A 17,017-nucleotide genomic window follows, 5' to 3' on the forward strand; every position below is an offset into this window, starting at 1 on the left:
GAATGGTTGGATGGAAGGCACCGGCCGGAGCGGCCGGCGACGATCGGTTGTGGCGGGTTCGTCCCTTCGACGTGCGGCAGCGTGCCCAGGCGTGTCCTCAGCGCCGTGCGATGGGGATGCGGCCCGCGATGCGCGTCGAGTCCACGGTGCCGGGGGTCCGGCACGCGAGAGCGACCACTGCGCTGGGAAAGGTGCTGGACCTCGTCGAGCACGACGGTCTCGCGGTGGAGGAGGCGTTGTGGCAGTGGCAGCGGCATGCCGAGCGAGTGCCGCCGCCGATGCTCGTCGGATGGGTCGAGAAGGCGGTGCGGCACTACCTCGCCGCGTCGGCGGAGATCGCGGGAGAACGAGATCTGCCGGACGAGGCGGTGCTGGCTCCGGTGTCGCGAAATTGGGGACGCCGCCGCGATTTCGCCACCGACGACGGTGCGGAAATCGTACACGAGGAGGTCGTGTCCGGACGTCGCTTCGAGGGTGGAGGAGTTCGTGAGTTGCGGCTGCTGCGCATCGGGTCGGTGCGGGGCCGTGAGCGCGACGAGCCGGAGATCGCTCTGGCAGCCGGAGTGGTCGCGAACGCCAGTATCGTGCTGAGCACCACGTGGGTGAGAAGCCCGCTAGTGCTGCGGTCGGTCGCGCGGCCGTCGCGAGTCCGGGTCGTGGAGATCGGATGCTCGGACGGCACCTGGAACGTCCTTTTCGACCACAGGGCACAGGAAGTCAACGACAAGTACAAACAGCACGCGGAACCTGCGGTGTTCGCCGCTGCCGCAGGATCCGGCTACCTGCCCGGCAATGACTGCGGAGAGTGCGACCTGGTCGGACTGTGCCCGGCGGTACCAGTCCGGCCCGGCCTGCTCGGAGTGGACGGCGCCGGGCTGCCTCGGCGTTCCTGGTCGCTGTCGTCGGGACGGTCCTTCGATGAGTGTCCCGCTCGCCTGGTCGCGGAACGGATGTTCCTGCCGCGCGAACGGGCGGCCGAGGACAGCGACTACACACGGCGCGGTCAGGCTGTCCACGCGTGGCTGGAAGACCAGCACCGGCGAACGCCGGTGCGCGGGTGCGGCCCGGAGGAAGTTCCGTCCACATCGGACGACTGGTCGGCCGGAGGCTGGTCGGTCACTGGGCAGCAGGCGAGACTTGGTGCGCAGATGATCGCCGATCATGCGCTCACCTGTGCGCTCGGTGCGTCCGCCGAGGCGTATCCCGAACGGGCGATCGCGGTGTTCGACCCGCATGCGAACGTCGTAGTGGTGGCGAAAACCGATCTGTTCTACCGCGCCGGCGGCTCCTGGGCGGTTCGCGAGACGAAGACGGTCTCGACGTTGGACGAGAGCGACCTGCTGACCCGATTTCCCCAACTGGCCCTCGCTGTCGTCCTCTCTGCGGAAGACGGGCTGCGGCCGGGTGAACGGGTGCGCGTCGAGCTGGAGAGGTTGAGCGGAACCGGTCCTGTCGTGGCGGAGCTGAACGTCGACGATCCTGAACTCGTCGCAGCGGCGAAACGGGTAGTCACGGTGCGCGTCGAGGACTGGCACTCCGCCGTCGCGCTCACCGCGAATCCTGGCAAGGTGTGCAAAACGTGTCCCTTCGCCCAATGGTGCCCTGAGCGCAAGGCATGAGCGAGAACATACTGGGACAGCACTACACGGATGAGCCCTGGCAGCGGCTGGTCGCTGCGGCCTTGCGGGCCGCTTACGCCTGGTCGGTGCGCGACGAGCACCGGAACGCGGCGATGCGCGAGATCGCCCGGATGACCGGCGTCGTGATGGAGGTGCACGGGCCGGGCCGGGGGCCGGCCACGCCCGCGGAACTGGTCGAACGCCTCCGCAGGCCGCTCGGAGGCCTGCTGGCGGAAGCCCGGTGCCGGGCGGATGAACTGGCCGCTGTGACCTTTCTCGACGAAGGAGGCCAGCTCACGGAGAACGCCTATGACCTCGTGTGCGAGCATGTGGTGCCGTTGAAGGACTCCGCCGAGGCGCCATCGTGGCTGCCGACGTGGGTGACAATGCACTCCGACCAGATCCGGCAGCGAGTGTTCACGGCGATGATCGCCACTACGAAGCAAGAGGAGTACGAAGCCTCCCGGAAGTTTCTGGTCCAGCATCCGGCTGGCGGCGAGCAGGAGCTGGTCGAGAAGCGCCCAGGTGGCGTCCGTCTGGCACCAGGCGGCTACCAAGACATCCCGGAAGAGCAGGTCCATCGGGGAACTGACGGTCGCGGCTGGTGGTGGCCGTGTCCGGACTGCAAGTGGCCGATGGCGATCTCCGCGACCGGCACGGTGCGGTGCCGGTATCGGCCGCACAGCGCTGTCTACGGGCTGCTGCCTGGTATCAGGCCAACGCTGCGGCGTCGGGATGAGGGACCGCGCCTGCCCAAGCCGGTCGCTCAGGCAGCTGAGGGTGCGAAGTGCGTCGACCCGGGCGTGTGGCGCTTCGTAGTCGTCCCGGGCGTGAGCGAGCTGCGGATCGAGGCGGCCGCGAAGAGCGCAGGAGCCAAAGTGATGTTGTGGCCGCTTCGCGACCGGTTCGACATGCTCGTCGCGGCTGGCTCTTCCGAGTTCGCGGTCGACGTCAAGGAATGCCTGTCCCTCAGCTCGCTCATCGACCGTTTGCGGGCGAAGCCGCCGAGCGCCCGCGTCCTGCTGCCGAAGTCCTGCGAGTGGCAGCGGGAGCCGTTGACCGACGCGTTGAGAGGACTGGCCATCACCACCGAGACGAGGTTCCTGACGCAGGTCCGCGCCGAGGTAAGGAAAACCCGATGACGGAGAAGGGCAAGGTGCTGCCCCGCATCGTCGCGGCCGCGATCGGCCTGGCTGCCAGGCACTTTCCCGAGGATGCCGACGGCGGTCCGGTGACGACCACGCGGGACCACACGCTGTACGTGCTGGACGGGCACATCACCGACTGGGACCGGTGGCCGCTGCGGCTGTCCGAAACAGATGCGAGGAGGTTCGCGAGGCTGTTGCGCAGGCGTCCCAACCAGCTCGCCAACGCCGACATGGCCCAACGAGTGCTCGACGAACTGCTTCTGCGCGGCGAGATTCCCGGGTGCGTGCCAGCCGACGACTACGCCGACATGAAAAACCCGCGCATCACCGTTGACCCCGGCATGCCGCTGACGTCCTTCGTGGACCAGGCACTGACCGAGCTGGACCAGCTGTACGTGGCGAACCGGAATCCGCTTCCTCCCGCCACCCGAGGCACCTACACGACGACCACGCGGATCCTCGGCGTCGACGGTACCGACCAGACGTACGTCGACTTCCGCTACCGCATCGAAGCTCATCACGAGGAGCCCGCTCGTCCCCTCCCCAAGATCGTTGACGCGCCTCCGCGCGCGACCGTCGTCGTGCCGTTCGCCGAACTTGAGGACATCGCTACCCGCCTCGACAAGCTGGTGGACGGCGTCGACTCCGGTGGTTATCGAGCCATCTCGGTCCGGCGGTTCAAGCAGGAGGTGCGCAACCGCGCGGGCGGCGAGATCGAGCAGCTCGACCTGGGGGCAGGCGAACTGAACGCGTTGCTCGCCTACACCGGCTTCGGCAAATCCGTCGTGCTGATCGAGAGCTTCGCCTGCTGGGCCGCAGCGGAACGAATCCCAGTCGCGTTCGTGGTGCCGACCAACGCAGACGTCGTGAAGGCCACGTATCAGATCGGTGGGGCGCTCAAGGCGCTCGGCAACGAGACTGCTTCGGTGGTTCCCCTGGTCTCACCGCGATCGTTGTTGAAGGTAGCCGAAACGGCGGCGGCACGTGCGTCGGACAGCGGCCCGTCTGCCGACTGGGTCTGGGCACGGTTCGGATACGGCTGTGCGCTCGCAGCGGTCGCTTCGAATGAGAAGTCCGTCGACGCCTGGGTTCCCGGTCGTGAACCGTGTGCGACATTGCGTCAGCCGATGCCGAATCGCCGGGACAAGACGGTGTCGTGTCCGTGGCGGACGACCTGCGGCCGTTACCGCGCAGCGCGGGAGGCCTGTGCTGCCGACGTGATCGTGACCTCGCACGCGAATCTCCAGCTCGGCATGCTTCAGACCCCGGTCGACGACGGTCTGGGCCGCAACGACAGGCTCACCGTAGAGGAGCTGTTGCTGAGACGGTGCCAGGTCGTCGTCATCGACGAGATCGACACGTTCCAGCGGTCGATGATCGAGCAGTCCGGCCGCGGCCTCGTACTCGACCGCGGCGGGCGGACCAACACACCGTTGCGCAGGCTGGACCAGGACTTCGGTGCCGCGTTCGGAATGCTCAGCGACGAGATCGACGCCAGCGTCCGCGACGCGTACTTCGTGCTGCGGTACCTCGCGGAGACTTATGTCAGCCATCTGCGGTACGAACGTCTCGGCGCCGCGGGCAGAAGCAAGAAGCCCAAGCGGCGGCCGCGTGGGCCAGGCAGGCAGTGGATCGTGCCTCAGCGCTGGGACAACTGGCTTGCCAACCAGTTGTTCGGGCAGCCGGAGGACACGGACCCCTCCGACGAGCAGATGCGGTTGTACCGATCCGTGTTCCCGGACCAGCCGGGGCCGGAACCAGGGGATCCGGCGAAATGCCAGGAGATGCGCGACCAGTTGCGAGAGGTCGTGACCAACGGCCTCGGCGGACAGGCCATTGCCGGCGCGTGGGCGAAGCTGGCCGAGTTTTTCGACCAAGTCGCCGAGGACGATCAGGCACTCGTCGCGAACCGAGTGCTGCGCAGGACGATTCTCGAGCGCATCCGCTGGTCGTTGCACAGCCTGATGGCGAATAACGCGCAGCTCGTCGACATCGGGGTCGAGTCGGCCCAGGACATCGCCGATGCACTCGGGACCTACGGCAGGTGGCGGGTCATGCCGACAGGACCGCTGGGCCGCCTCGTGTTCGCGTTCACCGAGTACTACGACGACAGCGGCGGCGAGCCCGCGCAGCTGTCCACTGCCGCGTTCGGCGGCGACCCGCACTTCTACGCGATCAGCCTCGGCGACATAACGGCACTTGCGCACGCAGGAACCAGGCGGATCGTGCTGGGCATGTCCGCCACGTCGTATTTCCCGCACGCTCCCCACAGTCACCTGCACATCGAGCCCAAGTGGTGGGTGGCGGACGGCGGCAACGACGACAAAAAGGTGACCGTCAAAGCGGAACAGGTCACTGAGAAAGACGGCCGCGTGCTGAAGGTGTCCGGATTGGACGGGCAGGACCGCGCGGACGCCCTCAGGAAGATGGCCACGTTGCTGTGGCCGAGGCTGGACGACGAGTTGCGCGACCTGGCCGAAAAGGACTCCGATCGCGCCAGAGTTCTGCTGGCCACCACGTCCTACGACGGAGCCAGGCAGGTCGCGGAGGGGCTTGCCGCCGCGGGCGTGCCGGCCTCCCGCGTCTGCTTGGCGAGGCGGCCGCGCGCGGACGAGGACACGGGTTCCGCCGTCCAGAAAGGACAGTGGTGGGAGCTGCCCGCCGACCGGCTGGAGAACTTCCCGGGCATCGACGGCGCCGACATCTTGATCGCTCCGCTGGCCCGGGTGCAGCGCGGTGTGAACATCATCGGCGCCGGCGACCGTTCCGCGCTCGGCTCCGTGTGGTTGCTGGTCCGGCCCATTCCGCTCATCGACGAGCCGGCCGAACTGCTTGCGCATATCCAGGCCAGAGCGCTCGCCTGCCATCGCGGCCCGGCCGGCGACCCGCTCAGACTGCTGGAGGAGCGGCGCAGAACCGCAGGGACCTATTTCGAGCAGATCGTGCGCAGACCGCCTTACTTCCGGAGCCAGCCGCGGGAGGTCAAGCTCGGCGTGGCTGCCGAGATCATCGTCGGTGCCGTTCAGCTCATCGGGCGGGCACGGCGAGGCGGGACCTCCGCCGTGCTGCACCTCGTGGACGGTGCGTTCACCGACGGTTCCGCCGGCACGAGCTTCGCCTCGTTGATCACCGGTCTGCGCGACGAGTGGCGGTCCAGCGGAGAACTCGGCGCGATGGAGCAGTACTACGGCCAGACACTGCGCGCTTTCCTCGAGTTTGCGGACGCGTCGGCGACGGGAGCAGCGTCATGCTGATCAGCCTTGCTTACCGGGTGCCGGCGGCTTGCCTGAACGAAGTGTTCGGCGCGGTGACCGCGTATCCGCTCACAGAGGAGTATCTCAAGGCATGGGAGAGCCTGCCGCGCGCCGACGGTGCGTGGGGGCCTCCGTACGCGAGCCTGACCCGCGGTCTCAGCTCCGCTACCGGTCGCCCGGTGACCTTGTTCGGGGTCTATGACCTCGATGAAACCGAGCGTGCAAACGGGAAACGCATGCTGCTGCTCACTGACGGCACCGCGATGGACTACCGGCTGCGGATCGCTACCAATGCCTGGGAGCGCCACGTCCGCGGCGGCGCCGACGTGTCGACGCTTGCCCCGCTGCTGCCGGAACCCGAGAGGGCTCGCCCGTTCTCGGAGTTCATCAGGCTCCGTGAAGGCGAGGTTCCGGAGGCGCCCAACTGGGTGTTCCGCACCGGAATGTGGCGGATCATGCGGACTCTTGCAGAGCGCCCCTTGGAGATCGACGGACGTGCGGCTCTCACTCTGCGGATGGACACCAGCGGTTCGCTGATCGCATGGAAGGACGACGATCTCATCGCCAGCAGCAAGGGATCCGCGTTCAGCATGCTGCGGGTGAGCGCCAGCCTGGTCACCAGGGCTGGGGTCGGAGATCCTGTGCTGTGCTTCGACGCGCACTTGTCGCGGATCTCCCCGAAAGGCAGTTGGTCGAACAACGTGTGGATCGAGCCAGCCGGTGCCGGCATGCCGATCCTGCACCTGCCGATGAAGTACTCGCTGGACAAGGAAACGAACATCCGCAAGGTGACGCTGCATCCCGCGACAGCGACGATCTACGAGGCGTGCGGACTCGATCCGCTGGATATCCCGGAGGAACTGCCAGACCGGCCAGGCGCGATCCGGCCGCAGCTCTGGCGGAGCCGCTTCCACACGTTGGGCAGCGGCCCTGGCCCGCGTTTGCTGATGCGGTTGCACGAGCACATCACTGCCGTGCTGCCGCAGCTGGTGCCTTTGCGGTACCCGGTCGACACGACGATCAAGCTGGCGGAGAGGGTCCGGAAGTACCCGAAGGGCGGTCTGCCTGTAGCGGGTATCGGACCGAGCGGGTACAAACGCGTCACGATCGCGTGCGTGTACCGGACGACCGAAGCCAGGCAGCGGATGCTCGCCGAAATCAAGGAACTGACCGGCGTCGCCGCCACCCCGCAGCCGGGGGAGCTGCCTGCTGTGGTGAACGAGCGGCTGGACGTCGCGGCGTGCCACTGCCCGGAGCTGCTGGACCACAGCACATTGAACCGGGCGGCCCTGCTTGACGGCATCCCCCGCAGCGACGGGCCGGATCATCTCGTCGTCGCCTGGCTGGAAACCGAGTACCACCCGGAGGTCGAACTCGACCGCGACGCGAAGCCGCACCTGCGCAGGCTCTTGGGCCATTGCGGGATTCCCAGCCAGTTCCTGGCCACCGAACCGCCGCACCTGCCCGAGCACGCCGAGCCTCGAACGCCCGAGCAACGCAAGCATGCCGCGCGGGCGGCCCTGCGCGACCTGCTCAGGGCGGCTGGAGTGCTCGACGGGAGGCTGCTCGAGGCGATCTCAGACCCGAGCCTGCCCAGCCCCGTCGACCGTCCGGTCCTGCTGGTGGGTGTGCATGTGCGGGCGCAGCAGGCAGAGCGCGGCAGCGGCCCCCTGGTGGTGACGATGACTGCGCTTCATGTCGATCCCGGCGACCTCGAATCCTGGCGCGTTCTGATGTACAGCGACAGGGACGGATCCTGGTGCCGGACGGCAGAGGCGATCGCGCGGTTCCACTCGGCGTCGATCGGCACCGCGTGGTTGGGCCGGTCCAAGGAGAAGGCGGAACGGACGCGCGGGGAAATCGAACGGAGGCTGTGCGATCTCGTCGCCGACGAGCTCGCCGACACCCCGGTGGTGCTGTTCGTGGACGGATCATCCGCCCGCAAGATCTGGCCGGGTCTGCCGAACACGAGACTTGGCAAAGGCCCGTTGCCGGGGGACGTGTTGCGCGAACAGGGAAAGGACGTCGCGGTGGTGCGCGTGGGCACCAGCGTTGCGGAGATCGGCCGGCCGGTGACCAGGGACGAGAAGGCCAACATGCCGCGCGACCCGAAACAACCGGCGGCACCGGATCGGAAGGTGTACCGGCTCGCGGACAGCTGCCTGCCGTCCTGGCTCTTCGCAGGGAGGTCGACTCTGCTGGCCTCGAAGGGCGGGGATGCGGGGGCGAAGTACACGAGGTGGACGTTGCCCGGGGAAGCGCGGGCAGAGCTGCGCAAGCCGTGGCATTCCTACACGGCCAAGGAGATCCTCGTCGTGCGCCGAGGTTCGTGGGCGGCGTCGGGTCTCGCCGCGCTGACCGCCCGGCTGTGCGACCAGCCGATCGGATGGGACGGGCGGACGTTGCTGCCCGGTCCGCTGCACCTCGCGACGCGGGCCGATCGCGATCACCCCGACCACCGGGTATCGGGCGAGGACGGAGACTGATACCCGCCGTCCTCGCCCGACGGTCATTCGACGAGGGCGTGTCCGGTGTTCGCCGTCGGCGACCTGCTGTCGTCCTCGGCTCCGTAGCGGATCGTGGCCAGCAGGCCGGCGACTCCCTCCTCGGTCAGCTCGTCGATCGGGTAGCGGTCCATCGCCTGGGGTTGCAGAAAAACCGGAATGTTGCTTACCAGCTCTCCGGGCAGAACGACGGGCAGCAGCTTTTGCTCCCAGAGCTTGCGGTTCTCTTGCAGCCGGTCGCGGATGATGCCGAACTCGCAGTGCATGCCGGGGTGCTCGTTCCGGTCGATCGTCCCGTCGCCGACCGCTCGGCACTTCGGCGACGCGATGACGATCACAAACTCCGCGTTGTCGATGTTCTCGATTGCCCAGAGGTGCCAGTCCTTGCGCCGAGGTCCTTCGAACTGGTCGAGCCGCGCGTCCAGCCCGCGGTTTATGAGGAGATTCGCGAAGTCTCGGACCAACCGCTTGTGGTCTTCGTTGTCATGCGTGTACGAAATGAACACTCGCGGGCCGACGGGCCGCAACGTCGTCGAGCCCTCCGCGCGCTGCGTCGTCAGCTCGGCCCGAAGCGTAGGCGCGGCAAGGAGTTCGACCCGGAAGTCCGCCGGTTCGTGCGCGGGAAGGACGTTCCAGTCCGATGCGGGCCGCAGGTCGAAGCGCACGATCGCAGTGACGTCCAGGTTCGTGACACCGTGCTCGGTTAGGACGACGAGCCACGCGGCCCGCGACCCGGGTCGCACCCCCGTTCCGGGCGACGACACATGCTGCCACCGGACACCGCTGCTTCCGACCCCGAACGCGTGGATGGTTTCGCCTGCCGCAGGCAGGTGCACCGCGGGTACCGCCCCGTTCGCGACCTGCACGAGGTTGAGGTGTTCGTTCACCACGTACGGCAGGGAAGCCTGTGTCGCCTGGGTGTGATGCGGGACCGCGTCCACGACGAAGCCGGTCCGCAGCTCCACGCCGAACTCGAACCAGTTCATGCCGGGAGTGTCCGGGGTGGTCGCCAGCTCGTAGTTGAGCTTGAGCAGGTAGGCGTCCATGCCGCCGAACTGGCCCGGCGGAACGCGAACCGGGTGGACCTGCCAGCCGTGCACCCGGACGGCTCCGGTCCGGATCGGACTGGGCGCGGTGTCGAATCTTTTGCTGTCCTGGTCCACGACCGCGAGTTCGATCGTGATGTCCGGAGTTGAGTCCACTCGTGAACCTTGTCTGTCGCTGTACTGGCGTGTTGGAGGTTCCCCAACTTATCTCCGCCCCTAGTGACGTTTCGGAGCGACGTGGCCTGTCGCGTAACTGTCGTGTTCTTGTCCTGTTTTCGCCTAGAAATCAGGAAGTGCTCCATGGCTTTGCGGTAAGTCCCCGGTGTTCGCGAGGAAGACGCCGCAGAATGCGACGTTTGTGGTCCTCGGCTTTGGCTGCTGCGGTGCGTCAGCGGCCGCATCGGCCCGAAGGTCTCCGCGGCAGTGAAGCCGGATAGTTCCCCCGATCCGGTGAACCCGGCAGATCTGCCGGAAAGATCGCGCCGTGCCGTTGCACTGGCGGCCCTCATCACGATCTCTTCTGCAAGGAGGGATCGTGCTGAACAGTGAGGAAGAAGTCGCTGAGCCGATCGGGCGGGCAAAGTTGTTCGTCTATCTGACGACCAGCTTGTCCGCCGAGTACCGGGCTGTCATGGACCTGTTCACCGGGCCGCTGCTGGCCGACCTTTCCGCAACGGAGGTGGCGCAGCAGCTCGCCGCACGCGGCATCGTCCTGTCGGTCGACGAGGTCACCGAGCGCTGCGAGAGCCTGCAGGGCTGGGGAAACCTGGTGCGCGGCGTACGGGATGCCCGGGTGCCGACCGTCCGGGACTTCCTGCGCTCGCGAAGTCGTTTCCAGGCCTCGAAACTGGGCGGCCGAGTACATCGGGACGCCGAAGCCGTGCTGGTCGCGGGCGAGGGGGCGCAGGAGGTCGCGCGGGAGCTGCTCGGGGCCACGGCAGGGGTCCTCGGGCGGATTGCCGAGCGAGCGCAAGAGTCCGATCCCGACCCGGAAGCCTTGGCGGGCGACGTCACGACCGTGTTCAACAACCAGCGTCTGTTCAACGAGAGCGTCCGAGACTTCTACGCCTACCTCAACGCGGTCCTGTCCCGCTATGACCTCGCCGGCGACGAATACCGGCGGTTCAAGGAGTTGCTGCTGGAGTACATCGACCTCATCACCGCGGACGTCTCGCGGCATGCCCCGGCGGTCGCCGCGCAGTGCACCAGGATCCTGCCTTTCCTCGACCGGATCCTGGCGATATTGGACAGGCTGCCGACGCTGATCATGCCGGACGGGACACCCGCGGATCGGATGCCAGGGCGCACGAGGGCGGATTGGGAACAGTTCCACGCTTGGTACAGCGGGGGAGACGGACGATCCGGTCCGGAAACTCTGCGGGCGGCGGCCGATCAGGCATTGAGGCAGCTGCTCACCAACGCCAAGCGCATGCTGGCCGCCACCGGAACCGGCGTCAGCAGACGTACTGACTTGCTCAAACTGGCCGCCTGGTTCGACCAGTGCGAAGGCGAAGACGCGCACCGGCTCTTCGCCGCGGTCTTCGGAGCTTTCCCCGCCCGGCACTTGTTGGGCGGGCCCGAGGAACCCAGCCCTGTCGACGGGGTGAACACGTCCTGGTGGGACGCGACTCCGATCGAGGTGCCGATGAGCCTCCGCGACCGCGGCGAACGGCAGATGCGCGGGAGGAGCGCCGCGGTGCCGGACCCGGGCTTGGACGAGGAACTGCTGCTCCGCCAAGCGGAGGGGGACGCGCGCGTGCGCCAGCTGGCCGCCGGCGAGCTCGTGGCAGCGGGTGCCCTCGACGGGGCGCAGCTCAGCCCGGCGGCCCGGGATCTGCTGTTGGGGATGCTCGGATCCTTGCTGGCCAAGAACCAGGGACTGAACGGACCAGTCGTAGAGACGAACACGGACCTCGACCTGGAGCTCACTGCGAGAGCGGTTCCCGGTGCCGTCACTGAGGTCTTGGCGCGCGACGGCACGACGACGGTGCATGGGCTGACCCTGAACGCTGGCCGCTTGACGCACTCGTCTTCAGCCGAGGCCGGGAGAACGGGGTGACTAGGGGGCCGCAGGAACACGAAGCGAACGACCGTCGTGTCGCTGCCAGGAAACTGCTGATGCGCCCTGTCCTTACGGTTGCGGGCGACCCGGAGACGCTGATCCTGGTCCGGAAACACGCTCCGCAGCTGAAGCGGATGTTCGCCACCACCCTCGGCTATCAGCTCGTCGTCGAACCGACGTTCGCGCGGCTGCTCAAGGCGCCATTGAGTCCGGACACAGCGGCGCGGCCGGCGCGCACCCGCGCCGGCAAGCCGTTCACCCCGCGGACTTACCGGCATCTGGCGCTGGTCTGTGCGAGCTTGCTCGCGTCGACCACGGCGGACCAGATCCTGATGAGCGCTCTGGTGGAACAGGTCCGCGCGGACGCGGTGTCCGCGGGGGTGGCAGTCGAAGACACCGCGACGGAACTCCGTGAGCTCGTGCGAGCGATCACCCTGCTCATCGACTGGGGAGTGCTCGCCGAAACCGACGGTTCGGTCTCGGGCTGGGAGTCCAGGCAGGACGAGGCCCTGCTGGATGTCCACCGGCCGCTCCTGCCGCACCTGCTGTCCCGTTCGGTGAATGACCTCGGCGAATCGGCCGAGCCGGAGCAGCCGCGCCGGGGCCTTCGGCGGAAGCTGGTCGAGAATCCGTTGATACGGCGGGAAGATCTCACCGAAGCCGAACGCGACGTGCTCTCTCGTGAGCGTCGCGAACTGACCAGGATGCTCGAAGATTCGTTCGGTCTGACAGTCGAAGCACGGGCCGAAGGCGTGCTCGCGTATGACGTCGACGAGAAGCTCAGCGACGTCGCGTTTCCGGGCACGGGCACGATCGCTCACGTGGCGCTGCTGCTGATCAACGCGCTGGTGGACGACCTCGACGCGACGGCTACGGGCACCGTGGTTCTCGGGGGCCGGACCGTGCCCGGCGTCCTTGCTCCGTGGTCGCTGGTCGACGCCAACATCGAACTGCTTGTGGAGCAATACGGGAGGTCTTTCGGCAGCTGCTACACGGAGGATCTCGCTGCGTTGAGGAGCGAAGCGGCCCGGTTGCTTGAATCCCTGAGCTTGGCCGTTCCCTCCGAGAAGGGTCTCGTACTGCATCCGGCGGCGGCCCGCTATCGGCCGGAGCCGCATCGCGCTCCGGCGCGCACCCGCGCGATGCGCAGACTCGACGACGGCGACACCGACACGTTGTTCCCGGAGAAGAGGGGAAGTCATGACAGACGTAGGCCCTGAGACATTGGAACCAGCGCCGCCGAAGCATCATCCTGGCCGGTGGGGCTTGACCAAAGCGGGCATCGTCAACGTCTGGAACTACTACGACACCCTGTTCCGATTCGCCGGCGGCCGGATGATCCTGCGCGGCACCAACGGCTCCGGCAAGAGCCGCGCGCTGGAGATGCTGCTGCCGTTCTTGCTGGACGCGGACCGCCGCAAGATGGATGCGACTGGGTCCGGGAAGGTCCGGCTCGAGGATCTGATGCGGCACGGCGCGCAAGGCCAGGTGAACCGGTTGGGCTATCTGTGGCTCGAACTCGGCCGCCAAGGCGACGAGTATCTGACGATCGGTGCGCTGGTGCGGTTTTCGGCCAGTACCGGAGAGGCCAAGGCCTGGTACTTCACCACCCCGCTGCGGGTCGGTGTCGACCTGCACCTGATGGATGACGGTCGGCAGCCGCTGGCACGGGAGCAGCTGGGACAGCTGATCGGGGCCGACCGCATTACCGATCGGCCCGAAAATCACCGGGAGACGGTCGCCGCGCTGGTGTTCGGACTCGCCGGCACGAGTGGCAAGGAGCGGTTCGCCGGGCTTCTCCAGCTCTTGCACACTCTCCGAGCTCCCGACGTCGGCAACCGGATCGACGAAGGGAATCTGCCGAAGATCCTCTCCGACGCCTTGCCTCCTCTGTCGGAGGCGACGCTTCGGGAGGCCGGTGAGCGGCTCGACTCGCTGTCCGATGCGCGCGACGAACAGCAAAGGCTGGTCAACGCTGTCGAACAGCTCGACGGCTTCCTGGACGTCTATCGGCGTTACGTCGCCCGGGTGCTGAGCGAGTCGGCGGACGACGCCCGATCCGCAGCGGGGGAGGCCGCGAAGCTCGCCTTGGAGGAAGAACGAGCCAGAGCCGAGTGCGCCGGGCTGCACAACGAACACGAGCGGATCGAACGGGAGCTGCGGGACACGCGAGACCGCGAAAGCACGCTGCGTTCGACCATCGACGGCCTAAAGCAGCTGCCTGCCTATCAAGCGGGGCTGGACATCGAGAACCTTGCGAAACGCGTCGAGGCATTGGGACGCGCTGCCGCCAGCGATCTCAAAGCCGCCGAAGGAAAGCGGGCTGAGGAAACTCGCGTGGTCGCACGGATGGACCGACTCGTCCAGGAGATCCATCGCACGGCGGCCCAGGCGAACCGCGTCCTCCGCGCGGTTCGCGATCACTTCGCGGAGGCAGGCGTGCCGAGTGCGTCCTTGCCGACGGGAATCGCCGCAGAAATCGGCGAGCGCGCCGATGTCCGTGAGCATGTTCAGCTGACGCTCAAGGAAGCCGCGCAATCAGTGCGGCGGCCGAGTCCGTTTCCGGTCGCGTTGACTCCGGCCGCTTTCGCCGCGGCGGCGACGGTCGTGCGCGACGCTGGGCAGACTGCCGGCAGGCGTGCCGGTGAGGCTCTCAACGGGCAGACCCGGGCCGTGGCCCTCGACCACGCAGCCGAGGATCTACGGCGGACCGAGGAACACGCGGAGGCACTCGGCCTTCGCGCGGAGGAGGACGCTGAGCGTGCCGCAGAAGCGGCAGACGAGCGCGACAACGCGACCCGGGAGTTGGCCGCGAAGTGGCGCCGATGGACGTCCGACGCACGCACGCGTGCTGTTCTGGGCGACGTGGACTGGGCCCGGACGGCGGTCGGGGACCTGCTGCTGGACGCTGACACTTTGATCGGTCCGGGCCGCGACGTCAGTACGCTGGACGACGTCGCTTCCGAGGCCGCCGGGCCGGCGCGTTTGGCCATCGCCGACGACCGCGCGGAGGTACGGCAAGCTCAGAGGGCGGATGACCAGGTGCGCCAGCGGCTGCTGGCCGAGCAGAAGGATCTGCGTGCGGAGCGGGATCCTGAGCCGCCCGCGGCGCCATGGGCACAAGCTGGCCCGGCTGGCTCTGAACCGTTCTGGCGCATGGTGGAGTTTGCCGCGGATCTCGGGGCGGCGCAGCGGGCTGGGCTCGAAGCGGCCTTGCTGGCTGCCGGGTTGCTGTCGGCCAGGTTGACCGAGGACGGATCCCTGCTGGCCGACGATGGACAGGTGTTGCTGACTACCGGAGCGCCGCTGGCTTCACACGCGCTGACCGAGGTTCTTCGCTGGGATCCGGACGGGGCGTTTCCGGAAGCCGTCGTGACAGCAGTGCTGGCCAGGGTCGGTTTCGGTCCAGGACACGGTACGTGGGTCGATACGGACGGTCGGTGGGTCAACGGGCCGTTGCAAGGGAAACACCACACCCGCACGGCTCGTTTCATCGGTGCTGCCGCGCGCGCGACGTCCCGTGCGGAGCGGCTCGACACCATCGGGCGAGAACTGGCCGACCTCGATGATCGAGACAGTGACCGAGCCGGTGAACGTGCGCGCCTCAATGCCGCCGATCAAGAGCTGAGCCAGCATGCGGGTTCCGCGCCGAGGACGGCCGTTCTCCTAGTTGCCCGGGCTACTGCCGTTTCCGCGGCGGGCGAGGCCGCAAGATCCGAGCGAGAGGCTGCCAAAGCTTCGGCGAAGGCAGAGGGGCAGCGTGCGGAACTGGTTGCCGATCGGCGTGCGCACGGGGAGCAATGCGCGAGGCTGGGGCTTCCCGCCGAGGTGAACGCACTGGGCTTCGTCGTAATGGCGGCGAACGAAGCCGGACGCGCCTGCGCAGAGCTGGCGAGGCTTCTCGACTCAATGCAGGACAGCCGAAAGAAGCATGAGGCGGAGAACACCGGCCTCGCGACTGCGGTTGACGAGCGCTGTGACGCTGAGTCGACTGCCGGTGACTCGTGGCGCGACTGGTCGGAGGAGAGCAGGAAGTTCGACACTTTGACCGAAGCGCTGGGGGCGGAAGCCGAAGAGGTTCGAGAACGTCTCCGGCTTGCCGAAGAGGAGCATTCCGGGGCCCGGAGAGAAACCACTAGGCTCGATCGCCGTGAGCGCGATCTCGGCAAGGAAATCGGTGTCGCGCAGGCGAAAGCCCGCGAGGCGGGGCAGAAGGCTCGGACAGCGCTGGGGGACATGTCCGGAGCCTGGGACCTGCTGTGCCGCCGGGTGAAACTGCCCGGGGTGGCCGAGGCGGCGGCGTCCGGCGCGGTGCAGGAGCTGACCGGGTTGTGCGACTCGCCGTCCACAACCGCCGAGGAGGTCGACAAAGCAGCGGCGGCGATTCGGCAGCGCGTCGACGTCCGGGGACAGCAGGTCGGCGAGTCCGCATTGATGCGTGCGGTGCAGGCCACCGTGGGGGATCTGTCCAACATGTTCGATCTTGCCTCGGACAGCCAGGACGGTCTGTGGCTGATCAACCTCACTGACGCCACCGGCCGTCAGCCGGTCGCGGTCGCTGCCGTCCGGTTGCGCGAGCAGTCGGGCCGTGCCTCCGAGGCGCTGACAGACCGGGAACACCGGGTCTTCACCGACTTCGTCATCGGCGGTGTCGGTGAGGAGCTGCGTCGACGGCTGGGGCAGGCGGCGGGGCTGGTCAAGGCCATGGACGCAAGCCTGCGCGATATCCGGACGAGTCACGGCATCGGCGTCAAACTCCGGTGGGAACTGGTTGAGCCTCAGGACAGTCCGATCGGGCGGATCCGGGAACTGGTCGCCGAAAGCGCCGCGGTGCGGCCGGAGGAACACACGGGTGAGCTGATCCGGCTGCTCAAGGACCGGGTCGACGAGAGGTTCAAGGACGACGAAGCGGTCGGCTACAGCGAGCATCTCCGCGTCGCGCTGGATTACCGGCAGTGGCACCGCGTGGAGGTGTCCATCCTCGGCCCGGCGGCGGGCCAGGTCCGCAAGATCAGCCGGCGGGCAAAGCTTTCTCAAGGCGAGACTCGCTTCGTTTCCTATCTCGCGCTGTTCGCGGCTGCCGACGCGTACCTGTCCGGGCTGCCCGATACCGGCCGGGCACTGCGGCTCATCCTGCTGGACGACGCGTTTGCCAAGGTCGACGACCGCACCATCGGGGAGCTGATGGGACTGCTGGTCCGGATGGACGTCGATTTCTGTATGACGGGGCACGCGCTGTGGGGAGCCTATCCGCAGGTGCCCAGCGTGGACGTCTACGAGATCCGCCGTGCGGAGGGGACAGCGGCCGTCGCCACGCATGTGCATTGGGACGGCCGCACCCGGCACTACCTCCGTTCGGCGGGCCACCCGTGACCGGGGGTATT

At 67.6% G+C, this 17,017-nt stretch carries 8 protein-coding genes; 7 read left to right on the top strand and 1 reads right to left on the bottom strand.

What is annotated here, in order from left to right; translation table 11 throughout:
* Positions 1-110 precede the first annotated feature (110 nt).
* From ACZ7SW_RS33730 to ACZ7SW_RS33745, 4 genes are read left to right on the top strand one after another with little or no spacing between them, the layout of a single operon-like run.
* Positions 111-1,619, top strand: a complete 1,509-nt coding sequence (locus ACZ7SW_RS33730) for a PD-(D/E)XK nuclease family protein (RefSeq protein WP_470234413.1) — start codon at positions 111-113, stop codon at positions 1,617-1,619.
* Complete coding sequence (locus tag ACZ7SW_RS33735; RefSeq protein WP_470234414.1) at positions 1,616-2,761, top strand: restriction endonuclease-related protein; 1,146 nt, start codon at positions 1,616-1,618, stop codon at positions 2,759-2,761. Before ACZ7SW_RS33730 ends, ACZ7SW_RS33735 begins: the two co-directional genes overlap by 4 nt.
* Positions 2,758-6,021, top strand: coding sequence for a hypothetical protein (locus ACZ7SW_RS33740; RefSeq protein WP_470234415.1), 3,264 nt, complete (start codon positions 2,758-2,760; stop codon positions 6,019-6,021). Before ACZ7SW_RS33735 ends, ACZ7SW_RS33740 begins: the two co-directional genes overlap by 4 nt.
* A complete protein-coding gene (locus ACZ7SW_RS33745) occupies positions 6,015-8,507 on the top strand; it encodes an RNaseH domain-containing protein (RefSeq protein ID WP_470234416.1) in 2,493 nt (830 codons plus the stop codon). The genes ACZ7SW_RS33740 and ACZ7SW_RS33745 overlap by 7 nt, the downstream gene beginning before the upstream one ends.
* A gap of 23 nt (positions 8,508-8,530) precedes the next feature.
* Here ACZ7SW_RS33745 and ACZ7SW_RS33750 read toward each other — a convergent pair whose 3' ends face one another.
* On the bottom strand, positions 8,531-9,727 hold the full coding sequence (locus ACZ7SW_RS33750) for a toll/interleukin-1 receptor domain-containing protein (RefSeq protein ID WP_470234417.1): 1,197 nt from the start codon (positions 9,725-9,727) through the stop codon (positions 8,531-8,533).
* 379 nt (positions 9,728-10,106) lie between these two features.
* Here ACZ7SW_RS33750 and ACZ7SW_RS33755 point away from each other — a divergent pair, with 379 nt between their 5' ends.
* The 3 genes from ACZ7SW_RS33755 to ACZ7SW_RS33765 are packed head-to-tail and all read left to right on the top strand — an operon-like array spanning position 10,107 to position 17,006.
* Positions 10,107-11,630, top strand: a complete 1,524-nt coding sequence (locus ACZ7SW_RS33755) for a DUF2397 domain-containing protein (protein WP_470234418.1) — start codon at positions 10,107-10,109, stop codon at positions 11,628-11,630.
* Complete coding sequence (locus tag ACZ7SW_RS33760; RefSeq protein WP_470234419.1) at positions 11,627-12,853, top strand: TIGR02678 family protein; 1,227 nt, start codon at positions 11,627-11,629, stop codon at positions 12,851-12,853. The genes ACZ7SW_RS33755 and ACZ7SW_RS33760 overlap by 4 nt, the downstream gene beginning before the upstream one ends.
* Entirely contained in the window at positions 12,834-17,006 is a 4,173-nt protein-coding gene (locus ACZ7SW_RS33765) for a TIGR02680 family protein (RefSeq protein WP_470234420.1), read from the top strand. The genes ACZ7SW_RS33760 and ACZ7SW_RS33765 overlap by 20 nt, the downstream gene beginning before the upstream one ends.
* Positions 17,007-17,017: the final 11 nt, after the last annotated feature.

It is taken from the genome of Amycolatopsis sp. NPDC114484 (assembly GCF_055633755.1).